The organism is Streptomyces sp. NPDC058240 (genome assembly GCF_042882135.1).
In the GTDB taxonomy this organism is placed as follows: domain Bacteria; phylum Actinomycetota; class Actinomycetes; order Streptomycetales; family Streptomycetaceae; genus Streptomyces.
On record NZ_JBHVWT010000001.1, the window covers coordinates 1,027,176 to 1,048,391 of the forward strand.

Below are 21,216 nucleotides of genomic sequence, written 5' to 3' on the forward strand. Positions count from 1 at the left end.
GTGAGCTTCTGGGAGTACCTGGGCAACCGCCACCAACAGCTGCTCACCGACGCGTACCAGCATGTCAGCGCCGTGTTCCAGTGCATGGTCATCGCCACCGTGCTGGGCATCCTGATCGGGGTCGTCACCTATCGCAGCGGCTGGGCCGGGTCGTTGGCCATCACGTCGACGGCGACGATCCTCACCATCCCCTCCCTCGCCGCGATCGGTCTGCTCATCCCGCTCGTCGGCCTCGGGGTCGCGCCCACGGTGATCACCCTGACGCTGTACGGGCTGCTGCCCGTCGTCCGCAACGCCATCGTCGGGCTGCGCGGCGTCGATCCGGCACTGGTCGACGCGGCGAAGGGCATCGGGATGTCGCGGCTGGCCCGGCTGTGCCGGGTGGAACTGCCGCTCGCCTGGCCGCCGATCCTCACCGGGATCCGGGTCTCCACACAGATGCTGATGGGCATCGCCGCCATCGCCGCGTACGCCTCGGGGCCCGGCCTGGGCAACGAGATCTTCCGCGGCATCGCCTCGCTGGGCAGCGCCAACGCGATCAATCAGGTCCTCGCGGGCACGCTCGGCATCGTCATCCTCGCTCTGCTCTTCGACGCCGCGTACGTACTGCTCGGGCGGCTCACCATTCCAAGGGGGATTCGTGTCTGAGACCGCCACCGGGAGCACGGACACCGACGGCGCCGGAGCGGAGAGGACCACCTCCGGTGCCACCATCCAGCTGGAGGACCTGACCAAGCACTACCCGGGCAACCCGAACCCGGCGGTGGACAGCGTCTCGATGGACATCAAGGCCGGCGAGACGGTGATCTTCGTCGGGCCGTCCGGCTGCGGGAAGTCCACCACCCTGAAGATGATCAACCGGCTGATCGAGCCGTCGTCCGGGCGGATCAGGATCAACGACGAGGACGTCACCGACATCGATCCGGTGAAGCTGCGCCGCAAGATCGGGTACGCGATCCAGTCGTCCGGGCTCTTCCCGCACATGACGGTCGCCGAGAACATCGCCCTCGTGCCGAAGATGGTCGGCTGGTCGAAGTCGAAGGTGAAGGACCGGGTCGAGGAGATGCTCGATCTGGTGGGGCTCGATCCGCGGGAGTTCCACGGGCGCTATCCCCGCGCGCTCTCCGGCGGTCAGCAGCAGCGGGTGGGCGTGGCGCGGGCGCTGGCGGCCGATCCGCCGGTGCTGCTGATGGACGAACCGTTCGGCGCGGTCGACCCGATCACCCGTGACCACCTGCAGGACGAGCTGATCCGGCTCCAGCACGAACTGCACAAGACGATCGTCTTCGTCACCCACGACTTCGACGAGGCGATCAAGCTGGGTGACCGGATCGCCGTGCTGCGGGAGCGTTCGCACATCGCGCAGTTCGACACCCCGGAGGCGATCCTCACCAATCCGACGGACGACTTCGTCTCGGGCTTCGTCGGGGCCGGCGCGGCGCTGAAGCGGCTCAACCTCACCCGCGTACGGGATGTGGAGATGGCCGCGTTCCCGACGGTGACGGTCGACGACCCGCTCCAGTCGATCTTCAACAAGCTGCGCAGCGGCCCGCACAACGAGCTGTTGATGCTGGACCGCAGGAACCGCCCGTACAAGTGGCTGCGGCGCGGCGACCTGATGCGGGCCCGGGGTTCGCTGGCACGGGCCGGGCAGCTGGTCCACGACACGGTGACGCGCGACGCGACGCTGCACGACGCGCTGGAAGCGGTGCTGATCGACAGCGGCGGGCGGGTCGCGGTGACCGGGCGGCGCGGCGAGTTCATCGGGGTCGTCGACATGCAGACCCTGATGAACTCCGTCCATGAACTGCTGGAGGCCGACCGGCTCGCCGCCATCGAGCACCAGCACGACCTGGAGGAGCTGCGCAGCCACCAGACCGAGGCGGAGCTGGAGGGCGGTGCGGGCGTATGACCCCCAACTCACCGTTGAACCACGAATCCTCCCGCCGGGCACGCTCCGAGCCGCCCGTGCCGTCCTCCGACAAGGACCGCCCGCCCGGCGAGCACGACGTCAAGGGCCATGCCTTCCGGGACGAGGAGGAGGAGCCCGCCCCGCCACCGGCCGGTCCGCCGCGCCGGCTGACCTGGCGCAAGCTGGTGGTGATGCCGCTCGCACTCGCGATCGTGCTGGTCATCACGTATCTGTGGATCACCCATGTCCATCTCGACTCGATCGCGCGGAACTCGCTGACCGGCGGCAATGTGCAGCTGCGCTGGTGGCAGCATGTGCGGCTGACCGCGATCTCGACGTTCTGGGTGCTGATCATCGCCATTCCGCTGGGGATCGCGCTGACCCGGCGCGGGCTGCGCAAGGGCGCCCCGGTGGTCACGGCGGTCGCCAACATCGGGCAGGCGACACCGGCGATCGGCCTGCTGGCGCTGCTGGTGATCTGGCTGGGCATCGGTCCTTCCACGGCGATCATCGGCATGGTGATCTACGCGGTGCTGCCGGTCTTCTCCAATACGGTGGCCGGTCTCAAGGCGATCGAGCCGAACCTGGTCGAGGCCTCGCGCGGCATCGGCATGTCGGCGACGGGGACGCTCACCAAGGTCGAACTGCCGCTCGCCGTCCCGCTGATCCTGGCCGGGGTGCGCACGGCGCTGGTGCTCAATGTCGGCACGGCGACCCTGGCCACCTTCGTCGGTGGCGGTGGCCTCGGGGACCTGATCACCTCGGGCATCCAGACCCAGCGGATGCCGGTGCTGGTGCTCGGTTCCGTGCTGACGGTGGTGCTGGCGCTGCTGGTGGACTGGCTGGCCTCACTGGTCGAGGTGGCGCTGACGCCGCGCGGACTGGAGGTGGGGTGATGGGTCCGCGGAAGGTACGGGCCGGCCTGGTGGGGACGGCGGTGGCGCTGGCGCTGCTGCTCTCCGGGTGCGGGCTGAAGAGCGGCTCGCCGATGGTGGACGACGTGGAGCCGGGCTCGGTCGGCCGGGGGAAGCCGCTGGACGGTGCCTCGTTGACCGTCACCTCGAAGAACTTCAGCGAGAACATCATCCTGGGCCAGATGATCGGCCTGGTCTTCAAGGCCGCCGGCGCGGAGGTCCTGGACCGGACGAACCTGCCCGGCTCGATCAGTGCGCGCGAGGCGATCGTCAAGGGTGACGCGGACGCGATGTACGAGTACACGGGCACCGGCTGGATCACCTACCTGGGCCACGCGAAACCGATCCCCGACCCGCTGAAGCAGTGGGCGGCGGTCCGCGACCAGGACCGCAGAACCGGGGTGACCTGGCTGACGCCGTCCACGCTCAACAACACCTACGCGCTCGCCATCAGCCGGAAGAACAACGCGAAGTACCACCTGAAGACGCTCTCCGATGTCGCGGCGCTGGCGAAGAAGGTCCCGTCGGCGGTGACGATCTGCGTGGAGAACGAGTTCGCCTCGCGCGACGACGGGCTGCCGGGCATGGAGAAGGCCTACGGGATGTCGCTCCCGGCCGCCAACATCAAGAAGATGGACGCCGGGATCATCTACACCCAGGTCTCGAAGTCCAACTCCTGTCTGCTGGGCGAGGTGTTCACCACGGACGGCCGGATCAAGGCGATGAACCTCGACGTGCTCGTGGACAACAAGCACTTCTTCCCCAACTACAACGCGGCGCCGGTCATCCACACCAAGACCTTCGAGAAGTATCCGGAGATCGCCGGGCTGCTCGACCCGGTCAGCAAGAAGCTGACCACCGAGGTCGCCCAGGTGCTCAACGCCAAGGTGGACGTGGACGGGCAGGACCCGCACGAGGTGGCGAAGGACTGGCTGATCCAGGAGGGGTTCATCAAGCAGGGGTGAGCCGGGAATCCGCGTCGCGGCCCTCCCGGGCACTTCCCGTCACTCGCAAAGATTCCATTGCAACGAACATGTTGCAAAGAGAGCTTTGTAACTCTACCGTTTACTTATGCCCGCACCAGAGGACGGCGCCGAGACCCCCGCCGAAGCCGAGAACATCCACAAGGTCGATGCCCGCACCCTGCGCGGACTGGCCCACCCCCTGAGGCTGCGCCTGCTGGCCGCACTGCGGGAGTACGGCCCCGCCACCGCCTCCGGTCTCGCCGACCGGCTCGGCGAGTCCAGCGGCGCCACCAGCTACCACCTCAGACAGCTGGGGGCGTACGGCTTCGTCGAGGACGACCCGGAACGCGGCAAGGGCCGCGAGCGCTGGTGGCGGGCCGTGCACCGGGGCACCATCTTCGACAGCGGCAGGTTCCTGAGCCACCCGGACCCCGAGGTGCGCGGTGCGGTCGACGTCGTACTCCACGAGATGGCCACCACGCACGCCCAGGAGCTGAACACCTGGATCGGCACCATGCGCGAATGGCCCGACGAATGGCGCGAGGGCTGGGACGTCAGCGATTTCCAGGTGCGTCTCACGCCGGATCTCTCCGAGGAGCTGATCCGGAAGATCCACGACCTCATCGAGAGCTACCGGGGCCGGGTCCCGGAAGACACCGAGGGATCGGCCAACGTCCGCAGCCATGTGCACTTCTTCCCGCGCCCCGCGGAGTAACCAGCCCGCGGAGCACAAGCCCGCAGCGCGACGACCCTGTGGGCAACGAGCCCCTCCTGACCGGAAGGACACCGTCATGCACTCCGACACACATCTGCTGCTGCACCGTCTGCGCTCCGCCGAACTGCTGCGGCAGGCAACCGAGTTCGGCCTCGCGCCGACCGCGTCGCGCGGCGGACTCCGCACCCGGCTGGGCTGGGCCCTCGTCGACCTGGGACTACGCGTCCTGCCCCGCCACCCCGGCCGCACTCCCTTCGCAGCCGGTACGGCGTGAACGGGCGGGGGGACCGCAGCCGTATCCCGCTCATCGCCGTACTGTCCGCCAACTCCATATCCACGGCCGGTACTTCACTCACCCTGATCGGGGTGCCGTGGTTCGTCCTGGAGACCACGGGAAGTGCCGGCCGGGCCGGGGTCGTCGCCTTCTGCGCGACCCTGCCGATCGTCGTCTCCGCCCTGATCGGCGGTCCCGTCATCGACCGGATCGGACGGCGCCGGGTCTCCGTCGCCTCCGACCTGGTGTGCGGCCTCGCCGTCGCCGCCATTCCGCTGCTGCACTACGCGGACGCCCTCGCCTTTTGGATGCTGTGCGCGCTGATGGCGATCGGCGGGCTCGCGCACACCCCGGGCAACTCCGCGCGCTACGTCCTGGTGCCGGATCTCGCCGAACACGCCGGCACCACCCTCGCCCGCGCCGCGAGCCTCTTCGACGCCGTCTCGCGCGGCGCCCGGATGGTCGGGGCCGCGCTGGCCGGCGTGCTGATCGCGCTCGTCGGCGCGGAGAGCGTACTGCTGCTGGACGCGGCGACGTTCCTGACGTCCGCGCTGCTGATCGCGGCAGGCGTACGAGGGGTGCGCGCGGCCGAGCCGCGCAAGGCCGCGGCGCCTGTCTCGCTGCGGGCGTACCGCACCGAACTACGCGAGGGCTTCGCCTACTTGCTGGGCAACCGGCTGCTGCTGGCCGTCGTGGTGATGGTCCTGTTCATGAACGGCACCGACCAGGGCTGGAACGCCGTCCTGCTGCCGGTGCACGCCTCCGCCGAACTGGGCGGGGCCAGGGACATCGGGCTGCTCACCGCGCTGTTCGGCGCGGGCGGGCTGACCGGGGCGCTGCTGTACGGGGCGGTCGGGCACCGCTTCTCGCGGCGGGCCGTGTTCACGGTGTGCGTGGTGCTGTGCGGTGCGCCCAGGTACGTGGTCGCGGCGCTGACCGGGACGACGTTGCCGCTCGCCGTGACCATGGCGCTGAGTGGTCTCGCGGGCGGGGTGCTGAACCCGATCCTGACGACGGTGATCTACGGAACGGTCCCCGACGAGCTGCGCAGCCGGGTCTCCGGGGTCCTCACGGCGGGCGGCGAACTGGCCATGCCGGTGGGCGGACTCACGGCCGGCCTGCTGGTGGAGAGCGCGGGCGTGAAGGGGGCGCTGCTGGCGATGGGCGGGGTGTACCTGCTGGCGACGCTGAGCCCGCTGGTGTTCCCGGCGTGGCGCACGATGGACGGGGCGGTGGCGGTGGCCGAGGTGGGCCGCGCGCCAGCACCGTCACCGGCCGGGGAGATCAGCAGCTCGGGACCTTGTGCCCCTGCTCCAGTGCCCGGAGCGAGGACACCGCGCTCTTCAGGGTCGTGACCGGGATCAGCCGCAGCCCCTTGGGGAGCTCGGCGCCCGCCTCCCTGCACTCCGCCTTCGGCACGAGGAAGACGGTCGCCCCGTCGCGGCGTGCGGCCTGGGTCTTCAGCGACACCCCGCCGACCGCGCCGACCTCGCCGTTCGCCTGGATCGTGCCGGTGCCCGCGACGGTGCGGCCGCCGGTGAGATCGCCGCCGGAGCCGTCGCCGTCGAGCTTGTCGACGATGCCGAGGGCGAAGAACAGGCCGGCGCTGGGGCCGCCCACGTCGGCGAGATGCAGGGTCACGTCGACCGAGCCGGGCTTCTTCCCGAGATAGTTCAGGGCGGCGTCGACCGCGGAGTCCTGCGACTTCACCATGTCGTCGAGGTTGTGCTTCTCGATCTCCTTCTCGGAGCCACCGGTCGGGTAGACGGAGTCACGGGGCAGGACCGCCCGGTCCGTACGGAACCAGCTGTCGATCACATCGCCGATGCCGACATCGGCGCTCGGCCCGGTCGCGACGATCGTCGTCATCCGCAGCTCACCCTCGGTGGTGCGGGTCGGCGCGCCCTTGATGCTGATCACGGGCGTGCCGTGATCGTCCCCGAGCACGTTCGCCGTCGAGCCGGGCTGCGCCAGGGTGAACGGCAGCGGTGCGAAGGCGGCCACGCCGAACAGGGCGAGGACGGGCAGGGCGCACAGGACGAGGGCACGGGGGCGCGAGAGACGAGTGAGCACCCGCCCAATCTAACCGGCCCCGGTCACCGAGTGCCCCGCCCCGGGGCCGCACCCGGCCCGCCCGGTGACACATCCAGCCCGCCCGGCGATTGAGGGCATCTTTTCGGCCCGCCCGGCGTTCGAGGGCGGAACCCGTGCGGCGGGGCCGGGGCGCCAGGGGCTCCCGGCGCGCCAGGACCCCTGCAAGGCGCCCCGCCGAGCCCGCGCTACCGGAGCGCGTCCGCGACCTCGCGGGCGGCGTCCACCACACGGGGGCCGACGCGCTCGGGCACGGAGTCCGCGAGCATCACCACGCCCACGCTGCCCTCGACCCCGGTCACCCCCACCAGCGCCGCCGCGGCCCCGCTCGCCCCGGCCTCCAGTTCGCCGTGGGTGAGGGTGAAGGCGGTCTCGCCGACCGGCTTCTGGCGTGCGGCGAGGATCGCCCGGCCCGCGGCGCCCCGGTCCAGCGGATGGCGGAAACCCGCCCGGTAGGCCACGTGGTAGTCCGTCCAGGTGGGCTCGACGACCGCGACGGCCAGCGCGTCGCTGCCGTCGACCAGCGTGAGATGGGCGGTGGCCCCGATGTCCTCGGCGAGCGACCGCAGCGCGGGCAGCGCGGCTTCCCGGACGAGCGGATGCACCTGGCGGCCCAGGCGCAGCACACCCAGGCCCACTCTGGCCCGGCCGCCCAAGTCGCGGCGCACCAGGGCGTGTTGCTCCAGGGTGGCGAGCAGACGGTAGACCACGGTCCGGTTGACACCGAGTTTGTTGGACAACTCGGTGACGGTCAGACCGTGGTCGGTGTCGGCAAGCAGTTTGAGGACCCTCAGGCCCCGGTCGAGCGTCTGGGAGGTTTCCGCGGTCACGACGCCCTCTCCTCTTTGATGAGCGGCAGCGGCTGGTTCCCAGGAATGTGCGCCGCCGGTCCCAGCGGCGACGCACGGAGAGGCCGCCGGCCTGTCCAGGCACCGGCTGCGCCCCGGGGCGGCTCTGCCACGGGGCGTTCATTTTTTGGGACAGTAGCGAGCGAGTCCGCTCAGCGGAAGGCCTCGTCCAGAATCCGGGCGTTGACCGGGGCAAGGTTGTCTTGAAGCAGCATAAGTGCCGGTCAGCGCGGCGTCGGCCGAAGCCCGGAGGTCTACGCGCGTCCAGGTCGACCGACGCCTTCAGCACTTCGCGCACCAGAAGTGAACAGTCGTTAACTCACCGTGAATGACTGTTGCACAATTTTTCCGTTCACGAGCACCTCACAGGCCCGGATCGCTCTCGTCGCCGGGTCGCGGACGGTGAAGTCGAGGGCGAAGGTTCCGTCGAGTCCGATGACCCGGGTGACGTACGGGTCGGCGGTCCGCTTCCCGTCCGCGGTGCGGCCGGTCACCGAGACCGTGGCGACAGGGGCGAATCCGCGACCGGTCACCTGGACCGCCGTACCGACGGGCCCCTCGGGCGGCGAGAGCGCGAAGGAGGGTCCGGCGGGGACGGTCCCGTCCTGGATGGTGAACGCCGCCGTCTCGGTACGCGGGTTGACGAGGACCTCCCGGACCCGGATGGCGACGGTGTCGGCGGCGTCGACCTTGAAGGTCTGCGAGAACGCCCCGTCCAGCCCGACCACCTTCGTCCTCGCCGGATCGGACGTCTGCGATCCGTCGGCCCGCAGCCCGACGATGGACACGGTCGCCACCTTCGCGAAGCCCTGCCCGATGACGGTGACGGCGGTGCCCTTCGGACCGGCCGACGGGGTGAGCACGACGAAGGACGGGGCGACGGTCAGCGGGGTGAGGGCCTGCGCTCCTCCGGCGGTGACCTGGAGCGCGTATTCGGCACGCGGAGTGGATCCGGCGACCGTGACCGTACCGGCGAGCGTTCCGTCGGCGCCGATCCGGAGGGTGGAGCCGCTGATCCGGGCGCTGTCGCAGGAGCCGCCGTCGGCGCCGCAGAGCGTGGCGGTGGGCGTGGTGCCGGTCGGCCAGTCGCCGCCGGAGAGGGCGATCGTCCCACCGGGCCTGACCTTCGCCGCGCCCGCGGAGAGCGTCGCGGAGGCGTCGGTCACGGTGAACGGCGTGGTCAGCACAGTGGCCGGATCGTTGCCCTCGTCGACCTGGATCGAGGCGATGGCCGGGTCGGAGACGGTGAATTCGGCGCTGAAGGTGCCGTCGGGGGTGCTCTTCGCATAGACGGCGGTGTCGTCGAGCGTCGCCCCGCTCGCGTCCAGGGCAACGGTGTTGATCCACCGGTCCTGGAAGTAGTTGCTGCCGGTGACCTCGATGACGCTGCCGAGCGGGGCGCCGGCGCGGGAGAGCGCGATGGCCCGCGGCCCGTCGGGGACGAAGGCCTTGACGGTCAGGGGCGCGGTCGCCTCCTTCGTACCGTCGCCGACCTTCACCAGGTACGAGCCGTCGGGCACGGCGCCCGCGGCGGCAAGCACCGCGCTGCCGGACAGTTCCCCGGAGCCGCTGATCGCGAGCGTGCCGGAGACGAACTTGCCGGGGTCGCAGCCGCCGCCGTCCGCCGCGCACAGCGACGGTACGGGAGTGGCGCCCGCGGTCCACAGACTGCCGGACAGGGTGACGGAGGTGGACGGCCGGACGGCGGTGGCGGGCGCGTTCAGGGTGGCCGGATGGCCCGCGGTGCCCTCGGCGGTCACCGTGCCGATGGACCCGCCGCCGCTCACCACGTCGCACGGGGTCTCGTAGGTGGAGCCGAGCACCTTCGTACGCGTCAGATTGCGCACCGGGGTGAAGGAGATCGGGCCGCTCGCGTCGGCGGGGATGATGAAGTCCCCTTCGTACGGCGGGATTTCGATCGGCTTGCCGGACGGGATGTCGAGGTTGATCTGGGGGCCGGTGACGGTGACCGTGCCGGTGGCGCCGCCGGACATGGCGAAGTCGATGCTGGGGGTGGTGGGCACATCGCTCAGGCTGAGGCCGCTGGTGGCGGGGGACGGACCGAGGGTGACCTTGGCGTGGACCTTGCCGCCCGGGTCGACGATCGACGGCGAGAGGTCGACGCTCATCTGCTGCGGCCCGGTCGCCTCCCCCTGTCCGGCGGGCAGGGAGCAGTGGACGGTCGGGGTGACGGTGCCGGCCTCGGCGGCGGGCGCGAGTGCGACGGTGCCACCGGTCCAGACGAGCACGGCCCCGGCGGTGAGGGCCACGGCACGGCGTAACACCGCACCCGGTCTTTCGGTTCTTCTCGGTTGTCGGGCGGGCATGTTGCTCCTCCATGGGTGTCGTCCGCGGCTGAAACACGGCTGCGGGAATTCTCCGAATTCGAAAGGGCGGCGGGGGGCCGACCCCGAGGGGGGGGGAGGAGGGGGGGGGGGGAGAGGGGGGGGGGGGGGGGTGGGGGGGGGGGGGGGGGGGGTGTGGGTGGGGTGGGGGGGGGGGGGGGGGGCCCCCCGCCTCCGGGACTTTCCTTGGCGGTTCTCCCCGACGTTCTTCCTGCCGGTTCTCAGAGAAGAGTGAGGGTGAGAGTGGCGCTGTAATCCCCGGGCCGGGTGAATCCGGGAACCGTGAGGGTGAGATCGGCGTCGGCGTCGAACCGGCCGCCGGTGAACGGGCGGGAGCCGTCCGGATCCATCCGGCAGAGGCTCGCGGCCTCGCTCCCGAGCGCGGCGGGCGACCCGGCCACCGGCACCCCGACGCTGCCGCTCTGCGCCGTGCACCTGGGCGTCCAGCGGACGGCGTCGGCCGGGATGGTGCCGCCGTCGGTGCCGGTGAAGCCGGTCAGGGTGGCGGTCAGGGACCAGCCGCTGTCCACGCCGCGGGCGTCCTCCACCTCGACCCGGTTGAGCCGGGAGCGCTGCACACCGCTGCCGGTGCCCAGGACCGTCGTACCGAAGTCGACGGTGTCGCCGTCCTGGACCATGGACAGCGTCCCGGCCCTGACCGAGGTGTTCAGCTTCTGGTCGACGCTGCCGCCGCCTCCCTCACCCGTGGAGACGGTGAACGGGGCGGTCCGTACGGTCGCCGGGTCGTTGCCCTCGTCCGCCTGGACGGCGACGACGGCGTCGGAGATCACAGTGAACTCGACGGCGAAGGTGCCGTCCGGGCCGCTCTTGACGTAGACCGCGCTGTCGTCGAGCCCGGTGCCCGTCGCGTCGAGGCCGATGACATTGATCCAGCGGTCCGGGTTGTAGTTCTTGCCGCTGACCGTGATCACACTGCCGACCGGGCCGCTGCTCCGCGACAGCGAGATCTCGCGGTCGCCGGCCGCGACGGCCCTGACGGTGAGGGGAGCCGTGGCCTCCTTCGTGCCGTCGTTGACCTTCACCTCGTACGCGCCGTCCGGCACCGCACCGGCCTCCGCGAGGGTGGCCGTGCCGTGCAGCGTCCCGGAACCGTCGATGGCGAGCGTGTGGCTCTTGAACTTCAGCGGATCGCAGCCGCCACCGCCCACCGCACAGAGCGAGGGCACCGGCGCACCGCCCGGCGCCCAGCCCGAACCGCCCAGTGTCACGGCGGTGTTGGGGCGTACGGGGTCGGCGGGCGCGCTCAGGGTGGCGGGCTCGGAGCCGGTGCCCTCCACCGTGACGGTGCCGATGCTGCCGCCGCCGCCGACGACGTCGCACGGTGTCTCGAAGACCGAGCCGAGCACCTTGGTCTGCGTCAGCGTGCGGAGCGGGGTGAACGAGAGATCCCCGGAGGCATCCGCCGGGACCAGGAAGTCGCCTTCGTACGGCGGGAGTTCGATGGGTTTGCCGGCCGGGATGTCCATGGTGAACTCGGCGCCCCGCACCGTGACGGTGCCGGTCGCCCCGCCGGACATGGCGAGGTCGAGGCTGGGGATGGTCGGTACGTCCTCCAGGGCGAGCGCACTGGTGGCCGGGGACGGGCCCAGAGTGACCTTGGCATGCACCTTCCCGCCCGGGGCGACGACCGCGGGCGACAGTTCGACGGTCATCTGCTGCGGCCCGGTCGCCTCGCCCTGGCCCGCGGGCAGGGTGCAGTGGACGGTCGGGGTGACCGTACCGGCGGCCTGCCCTCCGGCCGGCGGTGCGGCCTGGGCGGTGGCCCCGGCGCAGCTCAGCGACATCACGAAGCAGGCAGCGAGCAGACCGGTCACGCCGGGTCTTCGTCGTCGTATCACCAGACACCCCTCCATGGCCCATTGATTGCGCACATTGAGGAGGGCGGGTGCAGAGAAGTCAAGAGAGAACTGATTGATCCTTAACTGATTGATCCTTATCTGAAATGCCCGGAAAGCATTTCTGTGGGAATTTCAAGGGTGCCTGTTGACATCTCTTGACTTCTCCGAAGATCACAGTTTCACTGCACCCGACATGCCGGGCCCGGCACGCAGATCCACCTCTTCAGTTCTTCGGTGAATCTGCGGAATTCAGAACCGGAAGGAGTTCCCCCCGTCATGTCGTCGAATCGAAGACACATCCCCCTGGTACTGGCCGCGGCCTGTTCCGTGGCCGGCGCGCTCGCGCTGGCCCCGACAGCCCATGCGGTGACTCCGCTCACCGCGACGGCCACGTACGACTGCGGCACCTGGGGCAGCGGTCTCGCCACCCTGACCGCCACCGACTCGGGCACGTCCAAGACCATCAAGATCACGTCCACCGCGATCACCATGCCGACCGGTACCAGCGCCGACCCGAACAGCATCACGACGACGCTCAAGCTCACCAAGACCTCGGGCGGCGTCACCAGTCAGGTGCAGTTCTCCGGAAAGACCAACCCCGGCCTGAGCGGCGGCAACCCGATCACCCTGGGCCCGCTGAAGCTCACCTCCGGCACCCTGGCGGCGGGCGACAGCACGAATTCCGTGGTGCTGCCCTCTCCCCCGAGCGCCACCAACTGGTCACTGCAGATCGTGGCCTCGTCCCCGACGTCGGCCACGGTTCCGTGTGTGGCCACGGCGAACCAGTCCGCCCCGTTCGTCTGGTAGCCGCGCCACCCCCCTCATCCGCACGTACGACGTCGGCCCGGGGCGAGGACCGCTGTCCCCGCCCCGGGCCGGCACCCGCACGCCCACTCGCTCCGTACGAGAGGGCGCGCTCACGTCATGCGGGTGGCCCACTCCTGGACCTTCTTGATCCGCTGCTGGATCTGCCCGGCCGTGGCCTCCGCGCTCGGCGGCCCGCCGCACACCCGCCGCAGCTCGGTGTGGATCACTCCGTGCGGCTTGCCGCTCTGGTGCGTGTACGCCGACACCATCGTGTTGAGCTGCTTGCGCAGCCCGAGCAACTGCTTGTGCGTGACCACCGGCCGCGCCTCGGCAGGCTTCTCCAGCAGGTCGGCCTCCCCGGCCGGCTTCTGGCGGCTGTGCGCGATCTGCCGGGACTGCCGCTTCTGGAGCAGCAGCTGCACCTGGTCGGGTTCCAGCAGCCCCGGAATCCCCAGGTAGTCCTGCTCCTCCTCGCTGCCGGGGTGCGCCTGCATGCCGAATTCGGCACCGTCGTACAGCACCCGGTCGAAGACCGCGTCGGATTCGAGGGCCTCGAAGGGCAGCTGCTCCTCGGTCTCCTCGTCCTCCAGCTTCTCGGCGTCGGCGAGGAGCTTGTCCTCCTCCGCGAACGGGTTCTCCTCGTCGCTGCCCTTCTTGGGCTTGTCGAGGACGTGGTCCCGCTCGACCTCCATCTCGTTGGCGAAGTCGAGCAGCATCGGAATGGTCGGCACGAAGACGGAAGCGGTCTCGCCGCGCCTGCGCGAGCGCACGAAACGCCCGACGGCCTGCGCGAAGAACAGCGGCGTGGAGATGGTGGTGGCGTACACGCCCACGGCGAGGCGTGGCACGTCGACGCCCTCCGACACCATGCGGACCGCGACCATCCAGCGGGACTCGTCCGCGCTGAACTGGTCGATCTTCTTCGAAGCGGCCTTCTCGTCGGAGAGGACCACGGTGGCCTTCTCGCCGGTGACCCGCTTGAGGATCTTGGCGTACTCGCGCGCCGATTCCTGGTCGGTGGCGATGACCAGGCCGCCCGCGTCCGGAATGCCCTTGCGCACCTCGGTCAGCCGCTTGTCGGCGGCGCTCAGCACATTGGGGATCCACTCGCCGGTGGGCGACAGGGCGGTGCGCCAGGCCTGTCCGATGGCGTCCTTGGTCATCGGCTCGCCGAGCCGGGCGGCGATCTCGTCACCGGCCTTGGTGCGCCAGCGCATGTTGCCGCTGTAGCTGAGGAAGATCACGGGCCGGACGACGCCGTCGGCGAGCGCATTGCCGTAGCCGTAGGTGTAGTCGGCCGAGGAACGCCGGATGCCGTCGTTGCCCTCCTCGTACACGACGAAGGGGATCGGGTTGGTGTCGGACCGGAACGGCGTACCGGTGAGCGCGAGGCGCCGGGTGGCCGGGTCGAAGGCCTCCTGGCACGCCTCGCCCCAGGACTTCGAGTCACCGGCGTGGTGGATCTCGTCGAGGATCACGAGGGTCTTGCGCTGCTCGCACCGGTTGCGGTGCAGCATCGGCCGGACGCCGACACCCGCGTAGGTGACCGCGACGCCGTCGTACTCCTTGCTCAGCGGGCCCGCGCTGTACTCGGGGTCGAGCTTGATCCCTATCCGGGCCGCTGCCTCGGCCCACTGCTTCTTCAGGTGCTCGGTCGGCGCGACGACGGTGATCTGCTGCACGACGTGGTGGTGCAGCAGCCATGACGCGAGGGTCAGCGCGAAGGTGGTCTTCCCCGCGCCGGGGGTGGCGACCGCGAGGAAGTCGCGCGGCTGCTCCTGGATGTACTTCTCCATTGCGCCCTGCTGCCAGGCTCGCAGCTTGCCGGCCGTGCCCCAGGGGGCGCGGCCGGGGAAGGCGGGTGAGAGGTGGTGGGAGGCGGTAGTAGTCACGGTCTCCGGTTCGGGTCTCTCGGGTACGTGGGGCGCTGTCCGTAGGACAACCGGGCCACCCTACCGGCGCGCCGCGCGGAACCTCGTACGAACGAACCGAGGCTCCGCGCGGGTGCGACTCAGCTCACACGCCCGCGTGCAGAGAACGCAGGCGCTGAGCGATGTGCCCGACGTCATCGAGGTTGCCCATCGCCACTTCGATGACGAGCTTGTACGACTCGTCCTGATCGACGTCGACCATGTCCGAACCGTTGAAGTCGAGGAACACGACTGTGCACATCCAGGCCATGCGCTTGTTCCCATCCACCAAGGGGTGGTTCACGGCAAGCGACTGAAGCAGTGCAGCAGCCTTCTCGAAGAGATCCGAGTACGCCTCGATGCCGAACATCTGGGACTGGGGACGGTGAACCGCCGAGCTGAGCAGCCCCAGATCACGGACCGCGACCTGCTGCCCCCCACAGGCAAGCTCCGCCAGGTCCAGGACCTCCTGGACCGTCAAGTACTTCACTACTCCCCCAGCCTCCGAAGCAGGTCGGCGTGACGCACCGCGTACTTGGCCCCGAGCCTGCGGACCTCATGCCTGTCCGCCTCCTGTTCCAGGTACCGATCAATCGCCTGAAGCACTATGGCGTGCATACTTCGCCCCTCCTCTTCCGCACGGAGCTTGAGCGCCTCTTGCTGGTCGTCACGCAGACGCAGATTCATAGCCATACCAAAAAGGTACCACCATTGGGGCCAACTCGGTACTAGCTACCGCGTCCGCACCCGCGCCGCCACCCACGCCCCCACCAGCGCCACCCCGGCCATCGGCAGGAAGACCACCGCGAACGCCCCCGGATGAGACCCCGCGGCCCCCGCCTCCGCCGCTTCGTGCACGGCCCCCACCGCACCGCCGCCGAGCGCGGCGAAGGCCGCCCCGCCCGCGGCCAGCAGCAGCACGTTCGACAGCCCGTCGGAGATCTGGAGGGCGGCCGAGTTCGCCCCCGCCTCCTCCGGCGCCGACAGCTTCAGCAGCAGCACGCTCGTCGACGCGATCACCACGCCCATGCCGAAGCACCCGAAGGCCCAGGCCACGGCCACGGTCCAGACCGGCACCGAGTCGATCAGCACGGACGGCGCGGCCGCAATCGCCGCGGCGACCAGCACCATGCCGCCCACCATCAGGCGCTCCCGGTACGGCTCCAGGCGCGGCCGGGACTGCACGTACGAACCGAGCGCCCAGGTCCCGCCCCCGGCCGCGAGCGAGAACCCGGCCATCGTGGGGCTGAGCCCGCGCTGGGTCACCAGCATCAGCGGTACGAACGACTCGGCGGCGATGAACGACCCGGCTGCCACCCCGCGCAGCAGCACCACCGAGGGCAGCCCGCGCGCCGCGCGGCCGGTCCCCGGGGGCAGCAGCCCCCGCACGGCGGGCACGAGCAGTGCGACACCCACGGCCGCCGGCAGCAGCGCGAACCAGTTCCGCTCCTGCCCGGCGTACTGGAGCAGCGCCGCACCCAGCGAGATCCCGAGCGCGAGCAGGATGCGCCGCCGGTCGTACGGCTCGACGGGCGCCGAGGGGTCAGCGGGCCCGGACGCCCGCCGCCGGATCGCGGGCAGCGCGAGCGCCAGCGGGAACACCACGAGGACCGGGATGCCGATGAAGACCCAGCGCCACCCCAGGTGCTCGGTCACGCTCCCGGCGGCGAGCGGCCCGACCACCGACGGGATCACCCAGCTCGCGGCGAAGGCGGCCAGGATCGACGGCTGCAGGCGCTTCGGATAGGCCCGGCTGATCACCACGTACAACGCCACGATCACCAGCCCGCCGCCGAGCCCCTGGACGGCCCGCCCCGCAACGAAGATCCACATGGTCCCGGCGGTCCCGCAGAGCAGCAGCCCCGCCGCGAACGCGCTGATCCCGGCGGCGAGCGGCCCCAGCGGACCGCGCCGGTCCGCCCACTGCCCGGAGAGCACCATGGCGAAGAGACTGGTCGTGAAGTACGCGGAGAACGCGAACGCGTACAGCGGAATGCCGTGCAACTCACGCGCGGCGACCGGCATCGCGGTCCCCACGGCGGTCGCCTCGAAGGCGATCAGGAACACGACGGAGACGATGCCGATGCTCAGCGCCCGATAGGTCCGCCCGAGCACCCCTCCGGATTCGACGGCGACAGGAGCCTCCGCGGCAAGCGGCGGGGCATCGATGTCGTCACGCGGTTCCAGGGCACTCATGAGCCCAAGAGTAAGGGGCAAGATCTCATTTGAACCCTGTCGCGAGACGGTCCACCGGTCCTCCATTGGTCGTAGGACCGCGACGCCGATCGTGAACGCCGTATGGCAGTCGCATTGCACCCCGCCCCGCACTCTTGAGCACCCGGGACACCCGGCCCTACGGTCGAACCACGACGAGGAACACACGGCCGTGTGCCCGAGTGGTTCAGGGGCTCGACTGCAACTCGAGTTACACCGGTTCGAATCCGGTCACGGCCTCCATGCGGTACGCCCGCCCAGTACGCGTCATCTGTCGCGCCGGGCGGGCGTAGGCGTTTTTCAGGAACAGCCCTGGGCCTTGAGCGCGGACGGTACGAAACCGTTGATGAATTCCTTCAGTGCTTTGCGGCGGTCGTCGACGCCCTCGGGTACCGGCTTGGATTCGCCGAGTTTGACAAGGACGGGGTACTTCCGTGGGGAACCCTGATCTGCACCGGGTCCCCACATACGAAAGGCGGCCACCCTGCGCGCGGCGCGGGCAGTCGCCTTCTCTCGTACGGTCCGAAGATCAGGAGGCGATCGTCGTCTCTTCCTTGAGCGCTTCCTTCACCATCTCCCGCAGGTGTGCCTCGTCCTCCTTGCTGAGCGAGGTCTGCACGAGCTGACCACCGAACTTGGCGATCTCGGGGATGACCTTGTCGCGGGCGGACGTCTTGACGAGCACGAAGACAGCGGCGGCGCCGGGCCGGAGATTGGCGCTCAGCTCCTTCATGAAGTCGTCATTGACACCGGTGTCGACGGCGGACCCTCCGGCGGCGCCGGCCGCGGCGCCCACCGCGGCACCGAGGAACGGCGCGAGGAAGAGCAGCCCGATGACACTCCCCCACAGCGCGCCGCCCGCGGCACCGTTACCCACGTGGTTGACGGCCTGATGCAGCTTTATCTTGCCGTCCTTCTCACGCCGTTCGACGACGACGACGTCCTCCAGCTCGACGAGGTGCTCGCGGTTCATGGACAGCAGCTTGTCCCGGACCTGGTCGGCGGTGGCGAGATCGTCGTAGGCGATGACGAACAGGTTGCTCATTCGGCTGACTCCTCCGGTTGGTGCGTTACCGCACCAACCATAGAGGAACTGTTGTTAAATAAGACATTAGGTCCGAATGTATCGGCCCTCCAGCCACTTCAGCTCTCCGCCGCTCCCACCACCCGCGCCCGTTCGAGCTGCGCGAGGACCGTGTCGACGGTCTGCTCCACGGTCTGCCCGGTCGTGTCCAGCCAGAGCCCGATCCGCGGCGTCTCCTCCCGCAGCACCCGGTCCAGCGCCTCGACCGTCCACCCGGCTCCGTAACCGCTCTTGCCCCGCCCGGCCTCCCGCTCGGCAACGGCATGCGGCTCCGGGGCGAGCACGACGACGTACAGCGGCCGCGTCCGCACGAGCTCGACGTACCCGGCCAGCTCCTCCCCCAGCACCACGTCCTGAACCACGGCGGTCCAGCCCTCACCCGCGTACGCATCGGCCGTCATCGCGGACAGCCGGTACCGGAGCCGGAGTTGAGCCACGGCCTCCTCGTACGCCCCCGGCACCATCTCGGCCCGTCCGGACACCACCATCCGCCGGAAGACATCCCCGCGCACATGCACCGCCCGCGGCAACCGCTCGGCAAGGGCCTGGGCAACGGTGGACTTCCCGGACGCCATCACACCGGTAATGAGGACGACCGCGGGACCGGGCTCATCACTGTTCGGATCCCGTTGGCCGTGTGCAGGAATCACCGCGCTCTCTCCTGAGGCTTGGAAGGTCGTTCGGGCCAGCAGCAGTCGGCGCCGCTGGACTCCGTGGCGGGGCGGCGACCTTCAGCTTCTCCACACACAAGCCGGCCGCAGATATGCACCGGCAGCTGATTCCGGTACGCCTCGTCCCGTGCCATCCGCATCAAGTCAGGCAGGCGCATGCATGCATGCCCGCTGCCGGGATCAGCGGCTCGAAACAGGCCCGCGATCAGCCCGCGACGGCACCCGCCAGGAAGGCGGTCCAGGCGGCGGGAGCGACGGCGAAGGTCGGCCCGTCGACGACCTTGGAGTCGCGGACGTGGACGGTGTAGGGGCAGGTGGCGACCTCCACGCAGGCGCCGCCCTCGTTGCCGCTGTAGCTGGACTTGCGCCAGTCGTAGGCGACTTCGACGCAGGCCTCGCCCTCGTTGTTGCTGTAGGTGGACTTGAACCAGGAGAGCTCGGGCCCGGTGGTCACAGTTGCCTCGCCTTCGTTTCGATGATCTCCGCCGACTTCCAGGGGTTGAGCGCCTGGGCCCGCAGGATGCCGAAGAGGTCGAACGTGTCACCCACCTGCTCCGGCCTGGCGATCAACCTACCGCCGCCCTGGCTCTCCGCGAAGACCAGATTGCGGCCTTCCGCCGTACACATCAACTGCATCGGCCCGTTCAATCCCGCATGCGTGTGCTGAGCCGAGGGCATCACCTGCACCGTGAGGTGGTTCATCCGCCGCATGCACTCCAGCAGATGCAGCAACTGCTCCTTCAACACCTCCGCACCGCCGAGCGTCCGCTCCAGGACCGACTCCTCGATGACGAACCCGACGTACGGCGGAGGCGTACGCATCAGCACTGCCTGCCGTTCCAGCCGCGCCTCGACGTGCCGGACGATCTCGTCCTCGGTGTACGCGGGTTTGCGTGCCCGGTACAGGGCGTACGCGTATGCCTCCGTCTGGAGCAGCCCCGGGATCAGCATCGTCTCGTACGCGCTGATGACCCGCGCCTGCCGCTCCAGCCGCGCCCAGTCCAGGAACTTCGCCGGGTACTTCTCCTCGTCGATCAACTCGATGCACGCCTTCAGCGCACCGCCCGCGACGAAGACCCGGTCCGCGTCGGCTAGCAGTTCCAGCGACGGAATGCGCTCCGCCCGCTCGACCGCCCCCATCAGCGACTCCGAGATCAACAGCTTGTCCGCCGCGTCCTTCTGCGTGAGCCCGGCCCGCACCCGATGGATACGGATCAGTTCGCCCACGAGCCGCCGCACCTGCGACGGCGCACTACTTGTCCCCACAGTCACCACCACCCTCACCACATCCCGTCGATGTGGACCGTGTCCTTCTGGTCACGCTACGCAGCCGTCGGAATCCTTGGAGTCATGACGAGCAAGAGACTCCCCGAATGGGTACCCGCCGCCGGACACCAACTCCACCTGACCGGCATCCACTTCGACGCCATCCGGCTGCGGGGCGTACGGGGCGAGGCCGTACTGCAGCACCTCGGAACGCTCACCGAAGGCGAACCGGGCCCGGTCGTACGGGAGATCGCGGGCGCCCGGTGGACGTACTTCCTGATCCCGCCCGGGTCGAGCAAGGAGTACGACTGGCCGCCGGGCGCCAGGTGCTTCGGGCCGGCTGCCCGGGACCAGTACGTGGGCATCCCCGCACCGGACGGCAACACCTATCCGCTGAGCTGGCGGTGCGGGGCGCCGCAGGAAGGGGAGTTCGTTGACGTGGAGCTGCTGTACGGGCTGGTGATGGCTCAGTTGACCTCGGATGGGTAGGGGGAATATCGCGCGACATGAACGGTGGACGTACCGCCGACGAACCACCGGCCAGCGCGCCCCGACTCATCTGATGAAGCGAAGTCCCATTCACATGGCGGGAAATAACGTCGCATAGCACAGCGACGAAACCATCACTCTCTGCATGTTCACGCGTACGCGAGGAATCCCCCTGCGGTGCTGTGGCCGTCGCGGCGTAGTCCTCGACGCAGTGCTGCACGATCGACCGGCTCGGACGGAGGTCGCGGCCGGCGTGCACGGCGGCACGAGAGCCGTCGCAGACCGCGCCCCCGTCGCCTGGCGCAGGAACCGGGTGGTCCGCATCCCTGCAGGCACCGCGCGTATCACCCCGGCAAACGAGCCTTGTGGGATCGCGCCCGGATATCGAAAAGCTCCATGTAAGCCTTCGGATTGAGGGGAGCCAGGGGGCCTGCCGGGGGCGGTGCGAGGTTGATGAGGTCGTTCTTGGCCGTGGCCGCGACGACATGGTCCGCCGGGATGTTCAGGTCCTTCCCGTGTTCCCCGCCCGGGCCCGGACTACCCACCATGGTCGCGTTGTCGACCGGCAGGTCTATGTGGGTGCTCATCGTCTGGCCTGCCACCAGGGACCCATAGCTGTGCCCCAGGAGCGTCTGGTTCACGTCGCGATGGTTGGCCTCCTCAACGCCCTGCAGGAAGTTGCCCAGCGGCTCCTCGGCCTTGGAGACGCGTCCGGAACCCCGGCCCCGTACCCGGACCACCGGCGTCCGGCCGACCCGGCCCCATGCCTTGGCCCGTGGCGGCCTCAGCTTGTTCTCCTCTTCCTTCTCCGCACGCAGGCACCATCACATCGTCGTCCGCCGTTCTCCCCGC

General features: G+C 69.8%; 22 protein-coding genes and 1 tRNA gene. 10 read left to right on the forward strand and 13 right to left on the reverse strand.

Annotated elements, in window-relative coordinates; all coding sequences use genetic code 11:
* The 7 genes from ACFVX4_RS04665 to ACFVX4_RS04695 all read left to right on the forward strand — a co-directional run bounded on the left by ACFVX4_RS04665 (position 1) and on the right by ACFVX4_RS04695 (position 6,135).
* The gene (locus ACFVX4_RS04665; RefSeq protein ID WP_266418664.1) at positions 1–648 is read left to right on the forward strand and encodes an ABC transporter permease; all 648 of its coding nucleotides are present in this window, start codon (positions 1–3) and stop codon (positions 646–648) included.
* Positions 641–1,912: an ABC transporter ATP-binding protein gene (locus ACFVX4_RS04670; protein ID WP_389971866.1), complete on the forward strand. Its 1,272-nt coding sequence runs from the start codon at positions 641–643 to the stop codon at positions 1,910–1,912. Before ACFVX4_RS04665 ends, ACFVX4_RS04670 begins: the two co-directional genes overlap by 8 nt.
* Positions 1,909–2,808: an ABC transporter permease gene (locus tag ACFVX4_RS04675; protein ID WP_389971868.1), complete on the forward strand. Its 900-nt coding sequence runs from the start codon at positions 1,909–1,911 to the stop codon at positions 2,806–2,808. Before ACFVX4_RS04670 ends, ACFVX4_RS04675 begins: the two co-directional genes overlap by 4 nt.
* On the forward strand, positions 2,808–3,791 hold the full coding sequence (locus tag ACFVX4_RS04680; RefSeq protein ID WP_389971870.1) for a glycine betaine ABC transporter substrate-binding protein: 984 nt from the start codon (positions 2,808–2,810) through the stop codon (positions 3,789–3,791). The genes ACFVX4_RS04675 and ACFVX4_RS04680 overlap by 1 nt, the downstream gene beginning before the upstream one ends.
* A gap of 106 nt (positions 3,792–3,897) precedes the next feature.
* Positions 3,898–4,506, forward strand: a complete 609-nt coding sequence (locus ACFVX4_RS04685; protein ID WP_389971872.1) for a helix-turn-helix domain-containing protein — start codon at positions 3,898–3,900, stop codon at positions 4,504–4,506.
* A 76-nt stretch (positions 4,507–4,582) separates the two neighbouring features.
* A complete protein-coding gene (locus tag ACFVX4_RS04690) occupies positions 4,583–4,780 on the forward strand; it encodes a hypothetical protein (protein WP_389971874.1) in 198 nt (65 codons plus the stop codon).
* Positions 4,777–6,135 (forward strand): MFS transporter, encoded by a 1,359-nt coding sequence (locus ACFVX4_RS04695; RefSeq protein WP_389971876.1) that lies wholly within the window; start codon positions 4,777–4,779, stop codon positions 6,133–6,135. Before ACFVX4_RS04690 ends, ACFVX4_RS04695 begins: the two co-directional genes overlap by 4 nt.
* On the opposite strand, the gene ACFVX4_RS04700 is transcribed toward ACFVX4_RS04695, so the two are convergent.
* The 4 genes from ACFVX4_RS04700 to ACFVX4_RS04715 form a co-directional block, all read right to left on the reverse strand.
* Entirely contained in the window at positions 6,065–6,853 is a 789-nt protein-coding gene (locus ACFVX4_RS04700; protein ID WP_389971878.1) for a S16 family serine protease, read from the reverse strand. The two genes, ACFVX4_RS04695 and ACFVX4_RS04700, sit on opposite strands and share 71 nt — an antisense overlap.
* Before the next feature lie 206 nt (positions 6,854–7,059).
* Positions 7,060–7,701, reverse strand: a complete 642-nt coding sequence (locus ACFVX4_RS04705) for an IclR family transcriptional regulator (RefSeq protein WP_124723277.1) — start codon at positions 7,699–7,701, stop codon at positions 7,060–7,062.
* A gap of 332 nt (positions 7,702–8,033) precedes the next feature.
* On the reverse strand, positions 8,034–10,004 hold the full coding sequence (locus ACFVX4_RS04710) for a hypothetical protein (protein WP_389971880.1): 1,971 nt from the start codon (positions 10,002–10,004) through the stop codon (positions 8,034–8,036).
* 281 nt (positions 10,005–10,285) lie between these two features.
* Positions 10,286–11,899: a hypothetical protein gene (locus ACFVX4_RS04715; RefSeq protein WP_389971882.1), complete on the reverse strand. Its 1,614-nt coding sequence runs from the start codon at positions 11,897–11,899 to the stop codon at positions 10,286–10,288.
* A 300-nt stretch (positions 11,900–12,199) separates the two neighbouring features.
* On the opposite strand from ACFVX4_RS04715, the gene ACFVX4_RS04720 reads away from it, so the two are divergent.
* Complete coding sequence (locus tag ACFVX4_RS04720) at positions 12,200–12,730, forward strand: hypothetical protein (protein WP_389971884.1); 531 nt, start codon at positions 12,200–12,202, stop codon at positions 12,728–12,730.
* Between the two features lie 110 nt (positions 12,731–12,840).
* Here ACFVX4_RS04720 and ACFVX4_RS04725 read toward each other — a convergent pair whose 3' ends face one another.
* The 4 genes from ACFVX4_RS04725 to ACFVX4_RS04740 all read right to left on the reverse strand — a co-directional run bounded on the left by ACFVX4_RS04725 (position 12,841) and on the right by ACFVX4_RS04740 (position 16,836).
* Positions 12,841–14,622, reverse strand: a complete 1,782-nt coding sequence (locus ACFVX4_RS04725) for a DEAD/DEAH box helicase (protein WP_389971886.1) — start codon at positions 14,620–14,622, stop codon at positions 12,841–12,843.
* Positions 14,623–14,746: 124 nt separating this feature from the next.
* Positions 14,747–15,130, reverse strand: coding sequence for a type II toxin-antitoxin system death-on-curing family toxin (locus ACFVX4_RS04730; protein ID WP_389971888.1), 384 nt, complete (start codon positions 15,128–15,130; stop codon positions 14,747–14,749).
* On the reverse strand, positions 15,130–15,327 hold the full coding sequence (locus tag ACFVX4_RS04735) for an Arc family DNA-binding protein (protein WP_383927505.1): 198 nt from the start codon (positions 15,325–15,327) through the stop codon (positions 15,130–15,132). The genes ACFVX4_RS04730 and ACFVX4_RS04735 overlap by 1 nt, the downstream gene beginning before the upstream one ends.
* 45 nt (positions 15,328–15,372) lie before the next feature.
* On the reverse strand, positions 15,373–16,836 hold the full coding sequence (locus ACFVX4_RS04740) for an MFS transporter (protein ID WP_389971890.1): 1,464 nt from the start codon (positions 16,834–16,836) through the stop codon (positions 15,373–15,375).
* A 186-nt stretch (positions 16,837–17,022) separates the two neighbouring features.
* On the opposite strand from ACFVX4_RS04740, the gene ACFVX4_RS04745 reads away from it, so the two are divergent.
* Positions 17,023–17,097: transfer RNA gene (locus ACFVX4_RS04745), tRNA-Cys, on the forward strand.
* Positions 17,098–17,383: 286 nt separating this feature from the next.
* Here ACFVX4_RS04745 and ACFVX4_RS04750 read toward each other — a convergent pair.
* The 4 genes from ACFVX4_RS04750 to ACFVX4_RS04765 all read right to left on the reverse strand — a co-directional run bounded on the left by ACFVX4_RS04750 (position 17,384) and on the right by ACFVX4_RS04765 (position 19,836).
* Positions 17,384–17,899: a DUF1269 domain-containing protein gene (locus ACFVX4_RS04750; RefSeq protein ID WP_389971892.1), complete on the reverse strand. Its 516-nt coding sequence runs from the start codon at positions 17,897–17,899 to the stop codon at positions 17,384–17,386.
* A 98-nt stretch (positions 17,900–17,997) separates the two neighbouring features.
* A complete protein-coding gene (locus ACFVX4_RS04755) occupies positions 17,998–18,585 on the reverse strand; it encodes an AAA family ATPase (RefSeq protein WP_389972112.1) in 588 nt (195 codons plus the stop codon).
* Between the two features lie 229 nt (positions 18,586–18,814).
* A complete protein-coding gene (locus ACFVX4_RS04760; RefSeq protein WP_389971894.1) occupies positions 18,815–19,063 on the reverse strand; it encodes a DUF397 domain-containing protein in 249 nt (82 codons plus the stop codon).
* Positions 19,060–19,836 (reverse strand): Scr1 family TA system antitoxin-like transcriptional regulator, encoded by a 777-nt coding sequence (locus ACFVX4_RS04765; protein ID WP_389971896.1) that lies wholly within the window; start codon positions 19,834–19,836, stop codon positions 19,060–19,062. The genes ACFVX4_RS04760 and ACFVX4_RS04765 overlap by 4 nt, the downstream gene beginning before the upstream one ends.
* Before the next feature lie 123 nt (positions 19,837–19,959).
* Here ACFVX4_RS04765 and ACFVX4_RS04770 point away from each other — a divergent pair, with 123 nt between their 5' ends.
* The gene (locus ACFVX4_RS04770; RefSeq protein ID WP_389971898.1) at positions 19,960–20,364 is read left to right on the forward strand and encodes a hypothetical protein; all 405 of its coding nucleotides are present in this window, start codon (positions 19,960–19,962) and stop codon (positions 20,362–20,364) included.
* 344 nt (positions 20,365–20,708) lie between these two features.
* Here ACFVX4_RS04770 and ACFVX4_RS04775 read toward each other — a convergent pair whose 3' ends face one another.
* Positions 20,709–21,104, reverse strand: a complete 396-nt coding sequence (locus tag ACFVX4_RS04775) for an alpha/beta hydrolase (RefSeq protein WP_389971900.1) — start codon at positions 21,102–21,104, stop codon at positions 20,709–20,711.
* Between the last annotated feature and the right edge of the window lie 112 nt (positions 21,105–21,216).